General features: G+C 65.8%; 20 protein-coding genes. 16 read left to right on the top strand and 4 right to left on the bottom strand.

Annotated elements, in window-relative coordinates; genetic code table 11:
- Positions 1-9: 9 nt before the first annotated feature.
- Together AC1RQC_RS07450 and alkB are read left to right on the top strand one after the other, a co-directional pair.
- Complete coding sequence (locus tag AC1RQC_RS07450) at positions 10-1503, top strand: flagellar hook-length control protein FliK (RefSeq protein WP_492376679.1); 1494 nt, start codon at positions 10-12, stop codon at positions 1501-1503.
- 134 nt (positions 1504-1637) lie between these two features.
- Positions 1638-2291, top strand: coding sequence for a DNA oxidative demethylase AlkB (alkB, locus tag AC1RQC_RS07445; RefSeq protein WP_253928368.1), 654 nt, complete (start codon positions 1638-1640; stop codon positions 2289-2291).
- Positions 2292-2321: 30 nt separating this feature from the next.
- Here alkB and AC1RQC_RS07440 read toward each other — a convergent pair whose 3' ends face one another.
- Complete coding sequence (locus AC1RQC_RS07440) at positions 2322-3572, bottom strand: DUF1444 domain-containing protein (RefSeq protein WP_492882826.1); 1251 nt, start codon at positions 3570-3572, stop codon at positions 2322-2324.
- A gap of 222 nt (positions 3573-3794) precedes the next feature.
- Here AC1RQC_RS07440 and AC1RQC_RS07435 point away from each other — a divergent pair, with 222 nt between their 5' ends.
- On the top strand, positions 3795-4916 hold the full coding sequence (locus AC1RQC_RS07435; protein ID WP_492882824.1) for a tetratricopeptide repeat-containing glycosyltransferase: 1122 nt from the start codon (positions 3795-3797) through the stop codon (positions 4914-4916).
- A gap of 20 nt (positions 4917-4936) precedes the next feature.
- On the opposite strand, the gene AC1RQC_RS07430 is transcribed toward AC1RQC_RS07435, so the two are convergent.
- The 3 genes from AC1RQC_RS07430 to AC1RQC_RS07420 form a co-directional block, all read right to left on the bottom strand.
- A complete protein-coding gene (locus AC1RQC_RS07430; RefSeq protein WP_492828837.1) occupies positions 4937-5410 on the bottom strand; it encodes a thioesterase family protein in 474 nt (157 codons plus the stop codon).
- Between the two features lie 1023 nt (positions 5411-6433).
- Entirely contained in the window at positions 6434-9019 is a 2586-nt protein-coding gene (acnB, locus tag AC1RQC_RS07425; protein WP_150990488.1) for a bifunctional aconitate hydratase 2/2-methylisocitrate dehydratase, read from the bottom strand.
- Between the two features lie 174 nt (positions 9020-9193).
- Entirely contained in the window at positions 9194-10111 is a 918-nt protein-coding gene (locus AC1RQC_RS07420) for a LysR family transcriptional regulator (RefSeq protein WP_492373381.1), read from the bottom strand.
- A gap of 197 nt (positions 10112-10308) precedes the next feature.
- Between AC1RQC_RS07420 and catA the strand changes: the two genes are divergently transcribed.
- The 13 genes from catA (at position 10309) to AC1RQC_RS07355 (ending at position 21575) form a co-directional block, all read left to right on the top strand.
- On the top strand, positions 10309-11223 hold the full coding sequence (gene catA, locus AC1RQC_RS07415; RefSeq protein ID WP_492373382.1) for a catechol 1,2-dioxygenase: 915 nt from the start codon (positions 10309-10311) through the stop codon (positions 11221-11223).
- Positions 11224-11344: 121 nt separating this feature from the next.
- Entirely contained in the window at positions 11345-12733 is a 1389-nt protein-coding gene (gene benA / locus AC1RQC_RS07410) for a benzoate 1,2-dioxygenase large subunit (protein ID WP_492373383.1), read from the top strand.
- Positions 12730-13239, top strand: a complete 510-nt coding sequence (gene benB, locus AC1RQC_RS07405) for a benzoate 1,2-dioxygenase small subunit (protein ID WP_492373384.1) — start codon at positions 12730-12732, stop codon at positions 13237-13239. Before benA ends, benB begins: the two co-directional genes overlap by 4 nt.
- Positions 13240-13264: 25 nt before the next feature.
- Positions 13265-14284 (top strand): benzoate 1,2-dioxygenase electron transfer component BenC, encoded by a 1020-nt coding sequence (gene benC, locus AC1RQC_RS07400; RefSeq protein WP_492373385.1) that lies wholly within the window; start codon positions 13265-13267, stop codon positions 14282-14284.
- A gap of 28 nt (positions 14285-14312) precedes the next feature.
- A complete protein-coding gene (locus AC1RQC_RS07395; protein WP_492373386.1) occupies positions 14313-15098 on the top strand; it encodes a 1,6-dihydroxycyclohexa-2,4-diene-1-carboxylate dehydrogenase in 786 nt (261 codons plus the stop codon).
- 684 nt (positions 15099-15782) lie between these two features.
- The gene (fliL, locus tag AC1RQC_RS07390) at positions 15783-16268 is read left to right on the top strand and encodes a flagellar basal body-associated protein FliL (protein ID WP_150990480.1); all 486 of its coding nucleotides are present in this window, start codon (positions 15783-15785) and stop codon (positions 16266-16268) included.
- A 150-nt stretch (positions 16269-16418) separates the two neighbouring features.
- On the top strand, positions 16419-17426 hold the full coding sequence (fliM, locus tag AC1RQC_RS07385) for a flagellar motor switch protein FliM (RefSeq protein WP_150990478.1): 1008 nt from the start codon (positions 16419-16421) through the stop codon (positions 17424-17426).
- Positions 17419-17877: a flagellar motor switch protein FliN gene (gene fliN, locus AC1RQC_RS07380; protein ID WP_492373387.1), complete on the top strand. Its 459-nt coding sequence runs from the start codon at positions 17419-17421 to the stop codon at positions 17875-17877. Before fliM ends, fliN begins: the two co-directional genes overlap by 8 nt.
- Positions 17874-18392 carry a flagellar biosynthetic protein FliO gene (fliO, locus tag AC1RQC_RS07375; RefSeq protein ID WP_492882821.1) on the top strand — a complete coding sequence of 173 codons (519 nt, stop codon included), beginning with the start codon at positions 17874-17876 and terminating at the stop codon, positions 18390-18392. Before fliN ends, fliO begins: the two co-directional genes overlap by 4 nt.
- The gene (fliP, locus tag AC1RQC_RS07370) at positions 18389-19231 is read left to right on the top strand and encodes a flagellar type III secretion system pore protein FliP (protein ID WP_492373389.1); all 843 of its coding nucleotides are present in this window, start codon (positions 18389-18391) and stop codon (positions 19229-19231) included. The genes fliO and fliP overlap by 4 nt, the downstream gene beginning before the upstream one ends.
- 34 nt (positions 19232-19265) lie before the next feature.
- A complete protein-coding gene (fliQ, locus tag AC1RQC_RS07365; RefSeq protein ID WP_043353410.1) occupies positions 19266-19535 on the top strand; it encodes a flagellar biosynthesis protein FliQ in 270 nt (89 codons plus the stop codon).
- A 117-nt stretch (positions 19536-19652) separates the two neighbouring features.
- Positions 19653-20438, top strand: coding sequence for a flagellar biosynthetic protein FliR (gene fliR, locus AC1RQC_RS07360; RefSeq protein WP_492373390.1), 786 nt, complete (start codon positions 19653-19655; stop codon positions 20436-20438).
- 189 nt (positions 20439-20627) lie between these two features.
- The gene (locus tag AC1RQC_RS07355) at positions 20628-21575 is read left to right on the top strand and encodes a methionyl-tRNA formyltransferase (protein ID WP_492828842.1); all 948 of its coding nucleotides are present in this window, start codon (positions 20628-20630) and stop codon (positions 21573-21575) included.
- Positions 21576-21603 lie beyond the last annotated feature (28 nt).

The raw sequence follows: 21603 nt of genomic DNA, 5'->3' as shown, positions 1-21603 counted from the left end.
CCCGAACACATGATCGACATCAGCCAGATTGTCAGCAATGCCGCCGCGGCCGCCACAGCCGCCTCTTCGCGCAGTACCAGCAACACCAGCAGTGCCGACGCGCAGCAGCAAGGGTTCGGCGATGCGCTGGCGCGCGCCCGCAACGACGACCGCACCAGCACCAATAGCACCAATAGCAGCAACGCCGGCAATGGCAGCGCAAGCAACGCCAGCAGCAACAACACCAACAACGCGTCCACACGCAACGACGCCGGCGGCCAGAACGCCAACGCCGCCAATCAAGGCACGCAGTCCAGCACGGTAGCCACCAAGCCGTCACGCCGCCAGGACAAGGACGACGAGACGTCCGAGAACCAGGCCGCGGATCCCGCCGCACAGTCCGCCGCCGCCGCGCTGGCCGCCCTGCTCGCACCGCAACCGGCCCAGCCAGCACAGCCTGCCGCGCTGGCAGCCAACGGCGCGCTGCCGGGCTCGGCTGGACTGCCCGGCACTGCTGCCCTGGGCGCACAAGCCGGCTTGAAGGACATGAAGGACCCGGCGCTCGCCAGCGCCGCGGCCGCTACGCCCAATGCGGCCGCACCGGCGACCTCGGCCGCCGCCGATACGCTGGCCACCATCGCGTCCCAGCGCGCCGCGCTGCAGGCCGTGCCGCAAACCGCGGCCAGCACCCAGGCGGCAACCGCGGACAAGCCCGCCGCAACACCCGGCACCGACGCCACCAAGACCGCCCCGGACCTGGCCGCGAGCCTCAAGGCCGCCATGGCCGGCCAGCAAGGCGGCAATGGCCAGGCCTCCTCCGGGCAGCAGGACGCCTCGCTCGGCCAGCCGTACAAGGCCCCGCTGCAGCTTGGCGATGCCGGCAAGAACAACGCGCCTGCGGCAGCCACCGCCGCCGCGCCGGCCAACCCGATGCAACTGGCGGCAGCCATGCGCGCCGCCGAGCCGGCCAGCACCGAAGCCACGCCCGCCGCCGTCACGCCGCTGATGGCGGCCGGCAGCCTGGCCGCGAGCCAGGCGCCGACTTCCGGCGGCCTGTCGCCGACCACCTCGCTGCCGATCGCGCCGCCCGTGGGTGACGGCCAGTGGCCGCAAGCGCTGGGCCAGCAGATGGTGCGCCTGTCGACCCAAGGCAACCACACCGCCGAGCTGCAGCTCAATCCGCCCGACCTCGGCCCGCTCAAGGTCGTGCTCAACGTCGTCAACGACCAGGCCCAGGCCCAGTTCGTCTCGCCGCATGCCGCCGTGCGCGCCGCGGTCGAAGCCGCGCTGCCGCAACTGCGCACCGCGCTGGCCGACAACGGGATCCAGCTGGGCCAGACTTCGGTGGGCGCCGACGGCTTTGCCGGCCAGGCCGGCAACGGCCAACAGCAGCAACGCCAGCCGGGCAACGCGCAGAACGGCTTTGGCACGTTGGCCGGTATCCCGGCAGCCCCGGTCAATGCCGGCCCTGTGGCCCCGGTGGCGCGCACCCTCGCACGCGGCGAAGTCGACACCTTCGCCTGACCGCCCGGGCGGGATGGAGGCTCGGGCGCACACGCCCGGGCATGCCACGCAGCCCAGCGCATTCGCGCTTACCATGTCGTTTTAGAGCAGGGCCGCAGCCACCAAGGCTGGCGCGCCCCGCCCGCCAGGACGCCATGACCTTCGACCTGTTCGATTCCCTCCCCCAGGACGCCCCCCGCGCCGAGCCCATCGTGCCCGGCGCAGTGGTGCTGCGCGGCTTCGCACGGGAGCATGAATTAACCCTGCTGGATAACGTGCGCGCCATTGCCACGCAAGCGCCGTGGCGGCACCTCATCACGCCGGGCGGCCTGCGCATGTCGGTGGCCATGACCAACTGCGGCCAGTTTGGCTGGGTTTCGGATGTCACCGGCTACCGCTACGAAGCGGCCGATCCCCTCAGCGGCCAGCCCTGGCCCGGCATGCCGGATGCCTTCCTGGCGCTGGCGCGCGATGCGGCCGCCACGGCCGGCTTTGCCGATTTCCGGCCGGACGCGTGCCTGCTCAACCGCTATGCGCCGGGCACCCGGCTCTCCCTGCACCAGGACCGCGATGAGCTCGACCTGCGCGCGCCCATCGTCTCGGTGTCGCTTGGCCTGCCGGCCGTGTTCCTGTTCGGCGGCCTTGCCCGCGCCGAGCGCCCGCTGCGTGTGCGGCTGGCGCATGGCGATGTGGTGGTATGGGGTGGCCCGGCCAGGCTGGCGTTCCACGGCATTGCGCCGCTGGCCGACGGCGATCACGCGCTGGTGGGCCGCGAGCGGATCAACCTGACTTTCCGCAAGACGCGCTAACGGCGTGCCGGGCGCATTGGCGGGCGAGCGTCAGCCGATCTCATCGAGCAACGCCAGCCGGCTATCGTCGGGAAACGCCTTGACGCGATACCTGGCGGGATACTGCGCCTCCGGCTCCATCAGGTCACCCAGCATGGCCAGCGCCTGCTGCCAGCCCACCACGCGCGTCTGCCCCATGCCATCAGCCGCGTCGGGCCGTACCAGGGCGATGCGATCCGCGCGCGGCAGCGAAGTCTCCACGCCGCACGTCCAGGTGGTAATCGAGAACGAAGTGAGCGGATCGTCCTGCCGCCCATAAAGCAGGTAATTGGCCAGGAAAACACCGGCGCCGTCGCGCTCGTTCAGGCGGTCCAGGGCGGCCTTTTGCGTGTCGTATTCTTCCTTGCGGTACAGCCGCGCCAGATGGGCAAGGTGCCGTGCAGCCTCCTCGCCGGACGGGACGAAATGCAACACCTCGGTCCCCGTGGGCACAGCGTGCGCCACGCCCCCGGGCTGGTAGCGGAACATGGCCGGCGAGATCGCGCGGCCCTGGCGGGATGCCTGCAGGCTGAGCTCGACCATGCGCAGCTGCCCGGCATCATCCTGGTCGCCCGTCACCAGCAGCACCTCGCGGGTTGGCATCATGAACACCGGACGGCCGCGTACCGGTACGCGCTCCAGCACATCCGGAAGCAGCGCGCGGCTGGCCTCGTAGCCGTCGCTCCAGGCACCCTGGTAGACGCCCTGCGCGACCGGGACGAAGGCTTCGCCGGTGTGGTCGCGCAGGTTGTCGCCCGCCATCTGCAGCGCCTGGCCAAGCGTCACCTGCCAGGAGGCGGAGGGGCCACTGAGCAGCGTCGACGTGGTTTCCGGATAGTCCACCGCCAGCAGGATCACGCAATCCTCGCCGAAGGGCAGGTAGGCGACATCAAAGGTCGAAGGATCGCCTTCCGTGCGCAAGTGGTGCAGCCGGATCTCGTCGATCAGCGAGCGGCTTCGGATCAGCGGGCGCAGCATGGGCCGGGCCTCGGACAGCAAGGCCGGCGTGGCTTGCCCGCTGGAACACAAGGTGGCCACGAAGCCATGCAGCACCTTGTCGCGCTGCGCGCCAGGCGCCTCGCAGTACGCCCGGTAGGCGTTATGGAGGTTGAAGAAAGCGTTGCGCCCGTGCTCCAGCCGGAACTCGTCCGCGTTGACATCGAGGCGCCCCTCAAAGCCCTGGCGCCGGGCAGCGGCAATGAACAGCGCCGCGAAACGATCCGGCGGCGGCTTGCGCAGGAAAAACGAATCGAAGAAACCCATGGCGATGGCGTGGCCCGGATGTTGACTGGGAGGTTGGCCTGGATGACAGTGCTTACACCTTACCCCATGTCCCGGCGTTTCGGCATCCTCGCCGTGCTCCGCCATGCGCCCTGCCGCGCGGTGTTGCGCTGCCATGTTTTCCGCTATTCTTGGGCTCGCCGCGGCGCCGGGCCGACCATCCCGCCCGTGGCCCCACCCCCCCAGGATCACAGGAAACCCGAATTGACGCGCATCTGCCTGAACATGATCGTGAAGAACGAGGCCCCGGTGATCGCCCGCTGCCTCGCGTCCGTCAAGCCATGGATCGACCGCTGGGCGATCGTCGACACCGGGTCCACCGACGGCACCCAGGCGCTGGTGCGCAAGATCATGGGGGACCTGCCCGGCGCGCTCCATGAACGGCCCTGGATCGATTTCGCGCACAACCGCAACGAGGCCCTGGCGCTGGCGCGCGCCGGCATGGAGGGCGCGGCCGGTGCCGAAGACTACGTGCTGTTCATCGATGCCGATGAAACCCTGCGCATGCCCGAAGGATTCCGCTGGCCCCGGCTGGCCGACGACGGCTATCGCTTCCAGTGCGAGCTGGGCGGCTGGCAATACCAGCGCAACGCCCTGGTCAAGGCGGGCCAGCCCTGGCGCTGGGAAGGCGTGCTGCACGAATACCTGACGCAGGATCCGGCGCATGCCTGGCAGCACCTGCCCGGCCCCGCCATCGTGGTCTCGCGCGATGGCGCCCGCGCCCGGGATCCGCAGACCTACCTGCGTGACATCGAAGTGCTGGAGCGCGCCCTGTGCAAGGATCCGGCCAACGCGCGCTACTGCTTCTACCTGGCGCAGAGCTACCGCGACGCCGGCAAGCTGGAAGCCAGCCTGAAGCAATACCAGGTGCGCGTGGCCATGGGCGGCTGGGAGGAGGAGCGCTGGTTCGCGCTGTTCCAGATCGCGGTGCTGACCGAGCGCCTTGCCGCCGACGCCGCGCATGCGGCAAACCCGGCCTACGCCCCCGGTGCCGTGCGCGATGCCTACCTCGCTGCCTACCAGGCGCGCCCCGCGCGTGCCGAGCCGCTGTGCGAACTGGCCCGCTACCACCGGCTGCGCGGCGAGTTCGCGCAGGCGCACCTCTACGCCCAGCAGGCCGCGGCCATGCCCTGCCCGGCCGATACCCTGTTTGTCGATGCGTCGGTCTATGCCTGGCGCGCGCTCGACGAACTCACGGTTAGCGCGTACTACATCGGCGCGCTGGCGCAAGGCAAGGCCGCCTTGCAAAAGCTGCTGACCGAGGAGCGTTTCCCGCCCACCGAAAGCACGCGCATCCAGTCGAACCGGCCTTACTACGGGCTGTAGCTTTTCATCCCGGGCCTGCCTTAGCCTGCCTTGGCCGCCCCACGGTCCACCCAGTTGACCTTGGGGAATTTGCGCGCGAACGCCTCCGGCATCGGCACGACCTGCTTGCGCTCGTAGCTGAAAAAGACAAAGCCGGACTTGGCCATGGCCACCAGCGCCTGGTCTGCCGGGCGCGTGATGCGGAAGGTGATATCGCCGCCATAGCGGTTGAAGTCCATCACCCCCACCTCGAACAGCAACTGGTCGCGGGCATGGGCCTCGGTGCGGTACGTGGTGGCCAGGTCGGTCACGATGATGCCCACCTTGTCGGTCTCGCCGTCCTCCGCGTCACTCGCATGCAGGTCGAACAGAAAGCGCGCCCGCGCCTCGGAAATCATCGAGATCATCGAGTCGTTGCCGAGGTGGTTGGCGGAGTTGATATCGGTCACGCGCACCGTCAGGTGGGTGGAGTAGCAGAATTGGTCTTCGGGGAATTCGAGATTTAGGCGGGCCATGATGTGATGGGGGAAACTCAGTGAGTGATTGTTGCTGTTTCTTTTTGCGGCGTTGGTTTTTGGACCTGCGGGCCGTACGACATTGGTCTTTGGGGTTGGTCACTGTTTCTTTTTGCGGCGTTGGCTTTTGCACCCAACAGCCATACGACATCCCCCTGCGGGGTTGGTCGCTGTTTCTTTGAGCGGCGATGGTTTTTGCACCCAACAGCCATACGACATCCCCCTGCGGGGGCTGCCGGTCACTCTTCTTTGCGTCGGCAAAGAAGACTAACGAGAAGAAAGCCGACCCTGCCGGGCGCAGAGCAATCGCGGGTGCTAGGGACACTGGTTTCGTCGTATGGCCTCAGTTCTGCGGGCATCTGCCGGTACCGGCTTGACCGGCCACGACCCTGCCAGCTTCCGGGGTTCGTGCTGAGGCCCCCGGTAGTAGACACCACTTGCTTCAAGCCGTCTGTCGCTCGCGCAGTGACCGGCCACGAAGTCGCAAGCGCACCGGTTCCGTCGTGGGCGCGGTGGCACCGGGGTGATATGCCGAAGGCCCTGACCACCGCGCCCGCCCCACCACGAAACCATTGGCCGGCGCTGTGTCGTGATGGTCCGCACCGGTAACGGCAGATGGTGGAATGCTCACCGAGCAACGCGATCAGGGGCACCACCACGTGACCATTGGGTCATGCCGTAGCGATGACCTACAAGCCGGTATGGCAAAGGCCAGCCAACACTCCGGGCCGTACGACGCAACCACCGACGCCCACAAGCCTGATTGCTCTGCCCCCGGCAGGGTCGGCTTTCTTCTCGTTAGTCTTCTTTGCCGACGCAAAGAAGAGTGACCGGCAGCCCCCGCAGGGGGATGTCGTATGGCTTTTGGGTGCAAAGGCCAACGCCGCAAAAAGAAACAGCGACCAACCCCAAAGACCAATGTCGTACGGCCCGCGAGTCCAAGATGCCAACACCGCCAGCAAACCATAAAAGAAAAGCCCCGCAAGGGGCCTTTCAAACGTACCGCTGGAAAACCAGGACAGCTTAAACCGTCACCGTATCCGCCACGCCCTTGAAGTCTTCAATCTTGTCGAAGTTCAGGTACTTGTAGATCTGATCACCGTTGGTGGCCAGCACGCCCATGTCCGACATGTACTCTTCCTTGGTCGGAATACGACCCAGACGCGAGCAGATCGCGGCCAGCTCGGCCGAACCCAGGTACACGTTGGTGTTCTTGCCCAGACGGTTCGGGAAGTTACGGGTGCTGGTCGACATCACCGTGGCGCCTTCGCGCACTTGTGCCTGGTTACCCATGCACAGCGAGCAGCCCGGCATTTCGGTGCGGGCGCCGGCCGTGCCGAACACGCCGTAGTGGCCTTCTTCGGTCAGTTGCTTGGCGTCCATCTTGGTCGGCGGGGCAACCCACAGCTTGACGGGGATGTCGCGCTTGCCTTCGAGCAGCTTGGAGGCTGCGCGGAAGTGGCCGATGTTGGTCATGCACGAACCGATGAAGACTTCGTCGATCTTGGCGCCAGCCACTTCCGACAGGGTCTTGACGTCGTCCGGGTCGTTCGGGCAGGCCACGATGGGCTCATGCACGTCGGCCAGGTCGATCTCGATCACGGCGGCGTACTCGGCGTCCGCATCCGGCTCCAGCAGCTTGGGGTCGGCCAGCCAGGCTTCCATGGCCTGGATACGGCGCGACAGGCTGCGCGGGTCTTGGTAGCCTTCGGCGATCATCCACTTCAGCAGCGTGATGTTGCTGTTGATGTATTCGATGATCGGTTCCTTGTTCAGACGCACCGAGCAACCGGCGGCCGAACGCTCGGCGGAAGCGTCGGACAGCTCGAACGCTTGCTCGACCTTCAGGTCGGGCAGGCCTTCGATTTCCAGGACGCGGCCCGAGAAGATGTTCTTCTTGCCTTGCTTGGCCACGGTCAGCAGACCCGACTTGATGGCGTACAGCGGAATGGCGTTGACCAGGTCACGCAGGGTGACGCCGGGCTGCATCTTGCCCTTGAAGCGCACCAGCACGGATTCCGGCATGTCCAGCGGCATCACGCCGGTGGCAGCCGCGAACGCCACCAGGCCCGAACCCGCCGGGAAACTGATGCCGATCGGGAAGCGGGTGTGCGAGTCGCCGCCGGTGCCAACGGTGTCGGGCAGCAGCATGCGGTTCAGCCACGAGTGGATCACGCCATCGCCCGGGCGCAGCGAGATGCCGCCACGGGTGCTGATGAACTGCGGCAGCGTGTGATGGGTCTTGACGTCGACCGGCTTCGGATAAGCGGCGGTGTGGCAGAACGACTGCATCACCAGGTCGGCCGAGAAGCCCAGGCAAGCCAGGTCCTTCAGCTCGTCGCGGGTCATCGGGCCGGTGGTGTCTTGCGAGCCCACCGAGGTCATCTTCGGTTCGCAGTAGGTGCCCGGGCGGATGCCCTTGCCTTCCGGCAGGCCGCAGGCGCGGCCAACCATCTTCTGGGCCAGCGTGAAACCGCGGCCAGTGTCGGCCGGGTTGTGCGGCAGGCGGAACAGCGTGGACGGGGCCAGGCCGAGCGCCTCGCGGGCCTTGGCGGTCAGGCCACGGCCAACGATCAGGGGAATACGGCCGCCGGCGCGCACTTCGTCGAACAGCACGTCGGACTTGACGGTGAACTCGGCGATGACCTGGCCGTTCTTCAGGGCCTTGCCATCATAGGGACGCAGCTCGACCACGTCGCCCATTTCCATCTGCGACACGTCCAGCTCGATCGGCAGTGCGCCGGCGTCTTCCATGGTGTTGTAGAAGATCGGGGCAATCTTGCTGCCCAGGCACACGCCGCCGAAACGCTTGTTCGGCACGAAGGGGATGTCTTCGCCGGTGAACCACAGCACCGAGTTGGTGGCGGACTTGCGCGAGGAACCGGTACCGACCACATCGCCCACGTAGGCGACCAGGTTGCCCTTTTCCTTCAGCGATTCGATGAACTTGACCGGGCCGCGCTTGCCGTCTTCTTCCGGGGTAATGCCCGGGCGCGCGTTCTTCAGCATGGCCAGCGCGTGCAGCGGGATGTCGGGGCGGGTGGTGGCGTCCGGCGCCGGCGAGAGGTCGTCGGTGTTGGTTTCGCCGGTGACCTTGAACACGGTCACGGTCAGGCTTTGCGGCACTTCCGGGCGGCTGGTGAACCACTCGGCGTCAGCCCAGCTTTGCAGCACGGACTTGGCGATGGCGTTGCCCTTGTCGGCCTTTTCCTTGACGTCGTGGAAGGCGTCGAACATCAGCAGCGTCTTCTTGAGCGCTTCAGCCGCAACGGGACCAATCTCGGCGTCGTCCAGCAGTTCGATCAGCGGGGCGATGTTGTAGCCGCCCAGCATGGTGCCCAGCAGCTCGGCAGCCTTGGCACGCGAGATCAGCGTGCAGGCTTCCTTGCCCAGCGCCACGGCGGCCAGGTACGAGGCCTTGACCTTGGCGGCGTCGTCCACGCCCGCCGGCACGCGATGCGTGATCAGGTCGACCAGGACTTGTTCCTCGCCAGCCGGCGGGGACTTCAGCAATTCGATCAACTCCGCAGTCTGCTTGGCGGTCAGCGGCAGAGGGGGGATGCCGAGCGCGGCGCGTTCGGCTACATGGGCGCGATAGTTTTCAAGCATGGGAACCTGCGGGTGATAGGGTTGCAAAAACCGGTTGTGCCGCGATTGTAAAATAAAGTGCACCCTTGGGTCAAACGTCTTATATCTTATATAAGAGTTAGAAACAGAAAACCCAATAAAATCAAGGCCATGCCGCATGCAAGAGTTCCCCCGGCACCATCAGGCCACCCGCCATCATTCCTGGCTCGGCGGCAGGAAAACCAGCTTCTCCTCCTCATACAGCCGGTAGATCATGTCCAGCATGGCGCTGATCTCCTCGGTCTCGTCGAGCCTGCGCATGCTCATGATGATGGGCGAGACCAGGTTGGGATCGTCCAGCTCCCGGTAGCTGATGTCGTCCCGCTTGAGGCCGTGCACGCTGCTCGGGACGATCGAGATACCCTCCCCGGCCGCCACCAGCCCCAACGCGATCTGCAGCTCGCGCGCTTCATGGATACGCCCGGGCTGCAAGGCCCGGTCGTGAAACGCTGCCAGCACCTGGTCGGCGTAACTTGGGCGGGGCGCCTTGGGAAAGATGATCAGGTTCTCGCCCAGCAGGTCATGCAGGGCCAGCACGGGCTTGGCCAGCGAGAGCGGGTGCCCGACCGGCAGCGCCACGATCATCCGCTCCTCGCGCAGCACGACCCGGCGCACGTTCGGGTCCTCGTGCCGGATGCGGCCAAACCCCACGTCGATGGTGCCCTGCTTGAGCGCCGCGATCTGGTCCATGGTGGTCATCTCAACCAGGCTCAGCTCGATCTGCGGGTGCTCGGCGCGAAAGCGCCGGATGATCTTGGGCAGCATGCCGTACAGGGTCGAGCCGACAAAGCCGAGCGACATCTTCCGCTCGATCTGCCCCACCCGCCGTGTCATCGACTCCAGTTCCGCGGCTTGCGCCAGCAACTGCTGGGCGTGCGCGTAGAAAAAGCGCCCGGCCTCGGTCAGCTTGAGCGGGCGCGCGTTGCGCTCGAAGAGCTGCACCCCCAGGCCCTCTTCCAGTTGCTGGATCTGCCGGCTCAGCGGCGGCTGGGCGATATGCAGCCGTTCGGCCGCCCGGGTGAAGTTGAGCTCCTCCGCGACGGCGACAAAGTAACGTAAGTGACGCAAGTCCACGACTATACCTTTTGAGTATTCAGCCAATACTAAAACAGTGTTGGACCGCCAATTTCTGCACTCCTATCCTTCGCATCAGGCTGTGACAACGACTTTTTATACCTTTATGGCATTTTAGTTCGAATCACGCGGCCCTGGCGGAATGCCACTGCAAAGACGGACCCCCACATAGAAAACCCGAGACAAGGAGCAGACAAATGACGCATCCGGAAATCGAAGCGCTGGTGAAAGCGTTCATCCTCGACACCGCCAACGGCAAGGCCGATGCGCGCGTGCAAAGCGTAGTGGTCCGCCTGACCACCGACCTCTTCAAGGCGATCGAAGACCTGGACCTGAGCGCCAGCGAAGTCTGGAAGGGCATCGAGTACTTCGCCGAGGCCGGGCCGGAACTTGGCCTGCTGGCCGCCGGCCTGGGCCTGGAGCGCTTCCTGGACATCCGCGCGGATGAAGCCGAGGCAAAGGCCGGTCTCGCCGGCGGCACGCCGCGCACCATCGAAGGCCCGCTGTACGTGGCCGGCGCGCCCGCGAGCGAAGGCTTCGCGCGGCTGGACGACGGCAGCGAAGACGGCCAGGGCGAAGTCCTGTTCATGCAGGGCACTGTGTTCGACACCAACGGCAAGCCGCTGCCCGGCGCCGCGGTGGAGGTCTGGCATGCCAACTTGCTCGGCAACTACTCGTTCTTCGACAAGACGCAGTCCGACTTCAACCTGCGCCGCACCATCACGACCGATAGCGAGGGCCGCTACCAGTTCCGCAGCATCGTGCCGATGGGCTATGGCTGCCCGCCGCAAGGCACCACGCAGCGCCTGCTGGACCTGCTGGGCCGCCATGGCCGGCGCCCCGCGCACATCCACTTCTTCGTGTCCGCGCCCGGCCATCGCAAGCTGACCACCCAGATCAACATCGACGGCGACGAATACCTGTGGGACGACTTTGCCTTTGCCAGCCGCGAGGGCCTGGTGCCAGCGCTCAGGCACGTCGAGTCCCCGCGGGCACTGGCCGAGCACGGCCTGGACAAGCCGTTTGCCGCCATCGATTTCGATTTCCGCCTGTACGCAGATTGCGCGGCAGCGCCGGCACCGGAAGTGGAGCGCACGCGCGCCGCCGCGTAAGCCCCGGCGCCCGAGGCATCTCAGGCGCCCGCACCGCATCAGCAACGACGCAGCAACATCAGGGCCGACCTGAGGATCCCTCACGGCCCGGCGCATCCGCCACGGATGCAGGAGACACCGCATGATCCCCATTTACCCGGACCACAGCCCGGCCCTCGCGCGCCTGGACGACTACCTGGTGGAAAACCGCGAGACCGGCGACCACCGCCTGCATCGCAGCGCCTTCACCGACGAGGCCCTGTTCGAACTCGAGATGAAGCACATCTTCGAGGGCAACTGGATCTACCTGGCGCACGAAAGCCAGATCCCCGGCAACAACGATTACTACACCACCTACATGGGCCGCCAGCCGATCGTGATCGCACGCAACCGCCAGGGCGAACTCAACGCGCTGATCAACGCCTGCACCCATCGCGGCGCCATGCTGTGCCGCCACAAGCGCGGCAACAAGGCGACCTACACCTGCCCGTTCCATGGCTGGACCTTCAATAACAGCGGCAAGCTGCTCAAGGTCAAGGATCCGGAGGGCGCCGGCTACCCCGATTGCTTCAACAAGGAAGCCTCGCACGACCTGAAGAAGGTGGCGCGCTTCGAGAACTATCGCGGCTTCCTGTTCGGCAGCCTGAACCCGGATGTGGCGCCGCTCAAGGACTTCCTGGGCGAGGCCGCCAAGATCATCGACATGATCGTGGACCAGTCCGCCGACGGGCTCGAAGTGCTGCGCGGCGCGTCCACCTATACCTTCGAAGGCAACTGGAAGCTGCAAACCGAGAACGGCGCCGACGGCTACCACGTCTCCGCCGTGCACTGGAACTACGCCGCCACCACCAACCACCGCAAGCAGGAAAACGCCCGCGAGGACAAGATCCGCGCGATGGACGCTGGCAACTGGGGCCGGCAAGGCGGCGGCTTCTACGCGTTTGATCACGGCCACATGCTGTTGTGGTCGCGCTGGGCCAACCCGGAGGACCGGCCGAACTTCAACCGGCGCGAGGAATTCGCCGAGCGCTGCGGTGCCGAGACGGCGGACTGGATGATCCAGAACTCGCGCAACCTGTGCCTGTACCCCAACGTCTACCTGATGGACCAGTTCGGCTCGCAGATCCGCGTGCTGCGCCCGCTGTCGGTTGGCAAGACCGAAGTCACCATCTACTGCATCGCGCCCAAGGGCGAAGCCGACGACGCGCGCGCACGCCGCATCCGCCAGTACGAGGATTTCTTCAACGTCAGCGGCATGGCCACGCCCGACGACCTGGAAGAATTCCGCGCCTGCCAGCAAGGCTATGCCGGCAGCGCGGTGGCATGGAACGACATGTGCCGCGGCGCCACGCACTGGGTGGAAGGCGCCGACGAGGCCGCCCGCAAGATTGGCCTCAAGCCGTTGATGAGCGGCGTCAAGACCGAGGACGAAGGCCTGTACACGGTGCAGCACCGCTACTGGCTGGACGTAATGAAGAAGGCCACGGGAGCCGAAGCCAGCAAGATCAGCAGCGCCGGGAGCGAAGCATGAGCACGACCCCAACGACCGCACCCATCGGCCTTGCCGAAATCCAGGCCTTCCTCTACCGGGAAAGCCGCTTGCTTGACGACGAACAATGGGATGAATGGCTGGCCTGCTATCACCCGGATGCCGCTTTCTGGATGCCGTCCTGGGACGACGACGACACCCTGGTGACCGATCCGCAGCGCGAGATCTCGCTGATCTACTACCCGAACCGCCAAGGCCTGGAAGACCGCGTGTTCCGCATCAAGACCGAGCGCTCGAGCGCCACCATGCCGGACACGCGCACCAGCCACAACATCAGCAACGTCGAACTGGAGCGCCAGGAAGGCAGCGCCTGCACGGTGCGCTTCAACTGGCACACGCTGAGCCACCGCTACAAGACCAACTACAGCTACTTCGGCATGTCGCGCTACGTCATCGACTTCGCCGGCGAGCAAGCGCAGATCCTGGACAAGTACGTCGTGCTGAAGAACGACTACATCCACCAGGTCATCGACATCTATCACATCTGAGCGGACGCGCCGGAGGAACCACGCCATGGAATACAACATCGCTCTGCAGTTTGAAGACGGCGTTACCCGCTTCATCACCTGCGCCGCCAACGAAACCCTGTCCGACGCCGCCTACCGCCAGCAGATCAATATCCCGCTGGACTGCCGCGACGGCGCCTGCGGCACCTGCCGCGGCTTGTGCGAATCCGGCGAGTACGACCTGCCGGCGTCGAGCTATATCGAGGACGCGCTGACGCCCGAGGAGGCCGCCAAGGGCTACGTGCTGGCCTGCCAGACCCGCCCGCGCTCCGATTGCGTGATCAAGGTGCCGGCCTCGTCGGCCGCCTGCAAGACCGGCGTGACCCGCTACCAGGGCAAGCTGGCGGCGGTGGACAAGCTGTCGGACTCCACCATCGGGTTCTCGATCGAGCTTGGCGCGACCGCCGCCCCGACCTTCCTGGCGGGGCAATATGTGAACGTGGAAATTCCGGGTACCGGCCTGACCCGCTCGTACTCGTTTTCCTCCGCCCCCGGCGCCGCCCGCACCTCGTTCGTGGTGCGCAACGTGCCCAACGGCCGCATGAGCGAGTTCCTGAGCAAGGAGGCACTGCCCGGCCAGCCCATTTCCTTCGCCGGCCCCTATGGCAGCTTCTACCTGCGCGAAGTGACCCGCCCGGTACTGTTCCTGGCGGGCGGCACCGGCATCGCGCCCTTCCTGTCCATGCTGGACGTGCTGGCCGCGAACGGCAGCCCGCACCCCATCCGCCTGGTGTACGGCGTGACGCATGAGATCGACCTGGTGGCATTGGCACAACTCGACGGCGCAAAGGACAAGCTCGCCGGCTTCGAGTACCGCACCTGCGTGCTCGATCCCGTCAGCGGCGAAACCCGCAAGGGCTATGTCACGCAGCACGTGGAGCAGGACTGGCTCAACGGCGGCGATGTCGACATCTACCTGTGCGGCCCCGTTGCCATGGTGGATGCGGTGCGCGCCTGGCTGCAGGACGCCGGGGTGACGCCGGCCAGCTTCCACTACGAAAAATTCTCGGCCAGCAACGCTGCCTGACCCACCTTCCACGGATCACAGACACGCCATGAACAACAACGCGCGCTTTAGCGGGAAAATCGCCGTGGTAACCGGCGCGGCGCAGGGGATTGGACGCGGCGTGGCGCTCGCCGCCGCGGCCGAGGGCGCCAGCCTGGTGCTGGTCGACCGCTCGGCCCTGGTGCACGAGGCCGCCGCGCAAATCCTCGCCAACGGCGGTCAGGCACTGGCGGTGGAGGCCGACCTGGAAACCTATGCCGGCGCCCGCCTGATGACCAGCGCGGCGCTGCAGGCCCATGGCCGCATCGATGTCCTCGTCAATAACGTGGGCGGCACCATCTGGGCCAAGCCCTACCAGGAATACGAGGAAGCGCAGGTCGAAGCCGAGATCCGCCGCTCCCTGTTTCCCACCCTGTGGTGCTGCCGCGCCGTGCTGCCCGGCATGATCGAGCGCAAGCAGGGCGTGATCGTCAATGTCTCGTCCATCGCCACGCGCAGCATCTACCGCGTGCCCTACGCGGCCGCCAAGGGCGGCGTCAATGCCCTGACCGCTAGCCTCGCCTTCGAGCACGCGCAGGACGGCATCCGCGTCAATGCGATCGCCACCGGGGGCACCGAAGCGCCGCCGCGCAAAGTGCCCCGCAACACGGCGGAGCAGACCCCGCAGGAAGCCGCGTGGTACCAGAGCATCGTCGACCAGACCATGGCATCCAGCCTGATGCACCGCTACGGCACCATCGACGAACAGGTGCGCGCGATTCTGTTTTTGGCGTCCGATGAGGCCTCTTACATCACCGGCACCGTCCTGCCCGTAGGCGGCGGCGACCTCGGCTGAGCTGCGACGACGCCGGCTCGCGCCCTCCCGGCAGACTGACGCTTCACATTTTCGTGTTTTTTCTGCACGAAGCAGTTGGGAGCTGCGTTTTCGGGGCGATGCCCTGAATGGCGAGGCGCACAACGTATTCGCCACCTCAAAAAATATGCCTTTAAGCGCATATTTCTGTGCCGCCTCGGACAGGTAACACCACTCGCGCATGGGTGGACCCGGGTATGCGGATTTCTCGGTCCGCAGCCGGCTCGCACGGCCCGCCAGGCGCGGCGTGGCGCCTGGCGCCCGCGGCACGCGGTTCTCCGCGCCGTCCCACCATTGGATTTAATCCGCAATCCAATCAATGACTTAGAAAATCGGCGCGACAAGCGGCGGCGCCATCGTCAACGCCAATTCCATGCCCTTGGCGGCCACCTGCGCCTGCTTGCCGCCCTCTCGCCAACCCGGCAAATCATGGCGGTTTCCTGGTCCGTCACCCGCTATCCGGTACCCCGCGCGGCTTTTAGTCAAACATCCACTCAAGTTCCGTGCCCGTCATTCGTTAACCCCTGTAAGACCATCCGCGTAGCTCGGATGACAAGACCTGTTCGGCTCAAAGGGCCAAGCTGAGCGGGTTTCACCCTTTTTTTCGGCCCTTTGCTTGCCGGTCATTCCCTCAAGAATGGCAAGGCATTCCGATACAGGCATCTCATGGCGAATACGCTCACTTCTTCCCAGGCTGACGGCAACACGAGCAAGCGCGGGCGACTGCTGCTGGTGCTCGGCGTCGTGCTCGTCGCGGCGCTGGGTGCCGGGGGCTTTTTTCTGGGCAACATCCTGAGCAACCGCCAACCGGCCGCGCCTGCCGCTCCTGTTGTACCGCCGCCGATTTTTGTGCCTTTGGAAGCATTTACCGTCAATCTGAAGAGCGATGACGGTGACCGCTTCCTGCACACCGGTTTGTCGCTCAAGGTGGCCGACGCGAAGGACCAGGCGCGCATCACCGAGTACCTGCCGGAAGTCCGCAGCCGCATCTTGCTACTGCTGTCGGCCAAGCAACCGCCCGATCTGGCGACGGTGGACGGCAAGCGCAAGCTGGCCCAGGAAATCCAGAGTGTCATCAGCCAGCCGTTCGCGCCCAACCTGCCCAAGCAGCAGATCCTGGACGTCCTATTTACTTCCTTCGTGGTGCAGTAAGCGCTTTGCCCTGCCCCACCAGCAACTCCGAAATGAATTCGTCCTTGTTTTCCTTGCCTGTCTCACAGCGCGTGCGCCAACGCCAGCGCGCGGGCTGATCGGTACATGGTCGCTTTCATTCATCACGGCACTCAAGGGGCAGGACACTAGATGGCCTACGACAAGTTTCTCTCGCAGGACGAGGTAGACGAATTACTGAAAGGCGTGTCAGGCGAGACCGATACGCCCGAGGTCGCCGCGCCGGTCTCCGAGGATGGCGTGCGCCCGTACAACCTGGCCACGCAAGAGCGCATCGTGCGCGGCCGGCTGCACACGCTCGAAATCATCAACGAGCGCTTTGCCCGCCAGCTTCGGACCCAGCTGTTCAACTTCATCCGCCGCGGCGCCGACATCTCGGTTGGCTCGGTGCGGATCGAGAAGTACGGCGACTTCGTGCGCAACCTGCCGGTGCCGACCAACCTGAACCTGGTGCACATGAAGCCGCTGCGCGGCACGTCGCTGTTCGTGTTCGACCCCAACCTGGTGTTCCTGGTGGTCGACAACCTGTTCGGTGGCGACGGGCGCTTCCACACCCGCGTGGAAGGCCGCGACTTTACCCAGACCGAGCAGCGCATCATCCGGCGCCTGCTGGACCTTGCGCTCAACAGCTACGGCCAGGCCTGGAATGCCGTGCATCCGATCGAACTGGAATATGTCCGCTCGGAAATGCACACGAAGTTTGCCAACATCGCCATGCTCAGCGAGGTGGTGGTGACCACCGCCTTCCATATCGAGCTTGGCGCGGTGGGTGGCCAGCTGCACGTCTGCTTCCCGTACTCGATGATCGAGCCGGTGCGCGACCTGCTGATGAACCCGCTGCAGGACGAGGTTGAAGTAGACAAGCGCTGGATCTCCCAGCTGTCGCAGCAGATTCGCTCGGCGGAGGTGGATCTGGTGGCCGAATTTGCCCACGTGGAAAGCACCGTAGCCGAAGTGCTGGCGCTGCGCGTCGGCGACGTACTCCCCATCGAGCTGCCCGAGCAGGTCTTCGGCAAGGTCGATGGCGTACCCGTGCTGCAGGCCGGCTTTGGCACCATGAACGGCCAATATGCGTTGCGGGTAGAACGGATGATCAATCACCAAGAAATCGATTCCAACAAGGAAACCGACCATGACTGACGGCAAAGACGACAAGCCGGCCGACCCGATGGACGACTGGGCCAGCGCCCTGGCGGAGCAGACCAGCGCCGAGGAAATCGCCGCTGCCGCCGCGCCTGCCCAGGCTGTCGCCGCCACGCCTGCCACAGCCACACCAGCCGCCTCCAAGGTCTTCCAGCCGCTGGAGAAGGAAACGCCGAGCGGCTTCCACAACGATATCGAGATGATTCTCGATATCCCGGTCCAGCTCACGGTAGAGCTTGGTCGCACCAAGGTGCCGATCAAGACGCTGCTGCAGCTGGCCCAGGGCTCCGTGGTGGAGCTCGACGGCCTGGCCGGCGAGCCGATGGATGTGCTGGTCAACGGCTACCTCATCGCCCAGGGCGAAGTCGTCGTGGTGAACGATAAGTTCGGCATCCGCCTGACCGACATCATCACGCCGTCCGAACGCATCCGGAAGCTCAACCGATGAAAGCCGGCCTGCGCCGGACCGCCAACGCTGCGCTTGCCGCCGGCGTGGGCCTGGCGCATGCGGCGAGCGCGTACGCGCAAGCCAGTGCCACGGCGGCCAGCCCTGCCGGTACCGGCACGATCGCCGGCAACGCCGGGGCCGGCAGCCATGTCCCGGTCAGCAGCGCGACGGGGCTGGCGCAAGCCGGCCTCGGCCTGTTCGCCGTCATCGCCCTGATCCTGCTGCTGGCCTGGCTGGCGCGCCGCGCCGGCCTGGTCCGGCACGGCCAGGGCGGCCAGATGAAGGTGGTAGGCAGCACCATGCTCGGCCCCCGCCAGCGCCTGGTGATGGTGGAAGTGGGCGACACCTGCCTGGTGCTGGGCGTGAGCGCCGGCGAGATTCGCACGCTCCACACTTTGCCCGCGCAAGCCGCGCACAAGCCGGACCACCCCAGCGGCAACGCGGCAACCCCGGGCTCGGCCGGCAGCTTTGGACAAAAGCTGCTGCGCGCCATGCAAGACAACCTGAAGTCATGAATTTCCTGCCTGACGCCTCCCGGCGCACTTTGCAACACCACCTGCAACGCCATCTCCGGTCCGTGCGCGAATGCGCCAGCCAACCCTGCCGGCTTGCGCTCGCGGCATTGCTGGTGAGCGCCTGCCTTGCGCTGGTGCTGTTGCCTGCCATGGCCCACGCGCAGGCGTTGCCCGGCCTGACCAGCAAGGCCGGCCCGGGCGGCAGCCAGACCTGGTCGCTGTCGGTGCAGACGCTGGTCCTGCTTACCTCGCTGTCGTTCCTGCCCGCGGCCATGCTGATGATGACGGGCTTCACCCGCATCATCATCGTGCTGGGGCTGCTGCGCAATGCGCTGGGCACGGCCAGTTCCCCGCCCAACCAGGTGCTGGTGGGGCTGTCGCTGTTCCTGACCTTCTTTGTCATGTCGCCGGTGTTCGACCGCATCTACACCGACGCCTACAAGCCGCTGTCCGAGAACAAGCTCAGCCTGGAAGACGCCGCCGCCAAGGCCGCCGCGCCGCTCAAGACCTTCATGCTCAAGCAGACCCGAGAGAAGGACCTGGCGCTGTTTGCCCAGATGGCCAAGGTGCCCGAGATGCAGGGCCCCGAAGACGTGCAGATGCACATCCTGGTGCCCGCCTTTGTCACCAGCGAGCTCAAGACCGCGTTCCAGATCGGCTTTACCGTCTTTATCCCCTTCCTGATCATCGACCTGGTGGTAGCCAGCGTGCTGATGGCGATGGGCATGATGATGGTGCCGCCGGCCACCATCGCGCTGCCATTCAAGCTGATGCTGTTCGTGCTGGTGGACGGTTGGCAATTGCTGCTGGGCTCGCTGGCGCAGAGCTTCCTGAACTGATCACGGGGCGCTAGCCCCATCCAAGGCCTTCGCCATGACGCCGGAAACCGTAATGAGCATCGCCACCCAGGCGATGAAAATGACCCTGATGCTGTCCGCGCCGCTGCTGCTGGTGGCGCTGGTGGCCGGCCTGGTGGTGAGCCTGTTCCAGGCCGCCACGCAGATCAATGAAATGACGCTGTCCTTCATCCCCAAGCTGCTGGCTCTGTTCGCCACCATGGTGCTGGCCGGCCCGTGGATGATCAACACCTTTGTCGACTACATGCGCGAAGTGTTCCAGGGCATTCCCGCCCTGGTGCATTGAGTCCGATGCGTCCGATGCGTCGGATAAGCCTGGCGTCGCACCTGGCCGCGCTGGGCAACATCTAACGCCGCAATAGCCGTAATAGCCGCAACAGCCGTATCCGCCGCAACAGCCGCCGTGCTCTCCGTCACCTCCGCCCAGCTCTACGCCTGGATCGCCGCCTTCCTCTGGCCCTTGTTCCGCCTGCTGGCCCTGATCGGCACCGCCCCGCTGTTTGGCGAGTCGACCATCCCGAGACGCGCCAAGGTTGGCCTGGCGGCCCTGATGGCGGTGATCATCTCGCCCACCATCGACCACCTGCCGCTGGTGCCGGTGTACTCGCTGGAAGGCTTCCTGATCATCCTCAACGAGGTAGGCATCGGGCTGGCAATGGGCTTCAGCATGCGGCTGGTGTTCTCCGCCGTGCAATTCGCCGGCGAAACCATCGGCCTGCAGATGGGCCTGTCGTTCGCCTCCTTCTACGACCGCTCCTCCGGCGGCCAGACCATGGTGCTGGCGCGCTTTCTCAACGTGGTCGCCATGCTGATGTTCCTGGCCATGGACGGCCACCTGATGCTGCTGGCCACCATCGCCGATAGCTTCGCCAGCCTGCCCATCGCCGCCCAGCCCCTCACCGGCGCCGGCTGGGCAGCGGTGGCCGCCTCCGGCGCCACCGTGTTCTCCTCGGGACTGCTGCTGGCCCTGCCGCTGATCGCCGCGCTGCTCACGCTCAACCTTGCCATGGGCATCCTGAACCGCGCATCTCCCCAACTGTCGATCTTCGCGGTCGGCTTCCCGGTCACGCTGGGCGGCGGCATCCTGATGATGATGCTGATCATGCCGCAGATGAGCACCTTCATGGCGCGGCTGATCGAGGGCGGGTTGAGTACGGTGGCGACGGTGTTGGGGCAGTTTGGGCGGTGAGGGTCAGGTCTCGGCAGACCCGCCCGGAGCTTTAAGAATCCGTTTCAAATTGATTCTGGCAGCGTCGCGCGGCGGTGCCGTACAGTGACGTGTCGGCGGCCGCGGTTCCAGCCAGGGTCCTTTTGCTCCCTGCTGAAGCGGCATCCATAGGTTACAAGCAGGGCCGCCCGACGATTCAGGAATCGATCGTTGAGCACCCTCTCTGCCTCCCTCGACACCGGTGCAAACGCCGGCTTCGGCCCCGCCGCCGTGCACCCCGCGGCGGTACCCGCCACGCCAAAACGCTTCGCCATCACCGCGTCCGACCGTTATGTTGGCGTCTTCGACGCCTTCGTCCAGCACGGATGGGAACCGGTGAAGCTGTTCACCGCCCGCGTCGACGGTCGCATGCATCGCACCGACGCCATCCTCGGCCGCGCGGAAGCCCGCAAGATCGACATCCAGCTCTCGCCCATGAATGACCGCTCACTCGACGGCTTGCGCGATCTCGGGTGTGACTTGCTGGTGGTGGCGAGCTACGCGTGGCGCATCGGAGACTGGGCCTCGCGGATTCCGATGGCCATCAATTTCCACCCCTCGCCATTGCCGGTGGGCCGCGGCCCCTATCCGCTGCCACGGGCCATCCTGGACGGTCTCGCCACCTGGGGCGTGAGCTGCCACAAGATCAGCAGGGACTTCGATCAGGGCGACATCCTGGCCCAGCGCCAGTTCGACCTTGCCTCCGACGAAACGCATGAAAGCCTCGATCTGAAAACGCAGCGCGCCACCTCGCGCCTGGCCCACGAAGTGGCCTTCAATCTCGATGCCCTGTGGAAGAACGCCGTGCCGCAGGGTGCGGGCTCCTACATCCCCTTCTGGACCGACGCCGACCGTACGATCGACTTTTCCCTGACACCCGAGCGCATTAACGCGATGCTGCGCGCCTTCGGGCGCCATGAATGCCTGGCGCGCATCAACGGCAATGTGGTCCACGTCATCGACGCCCACGCCTGGCACGAACCGCATAACCTGCCACCGGGCGTGGTAGACCATGTCGATGGCGAGCGCTTCGTCGTCTCCTGCACGGGCGGATTCATCGCCATTCTCGAGTGGAACCTGTTGCCACCCGGACAGATGCGGGGCACGGCGCCGCGCTGAGCGCGCACGGCCGCGGGACACCACGGGC

The sequence above is a fragment of the Cupriavidus sp. GW822-FHT03E04 genome, from assembly GCF_058801495.1.
Note: the sequence above shows the minus strand (reverse complement) of the source record. Positions and strands in the feature narration are given on the sequence as shown.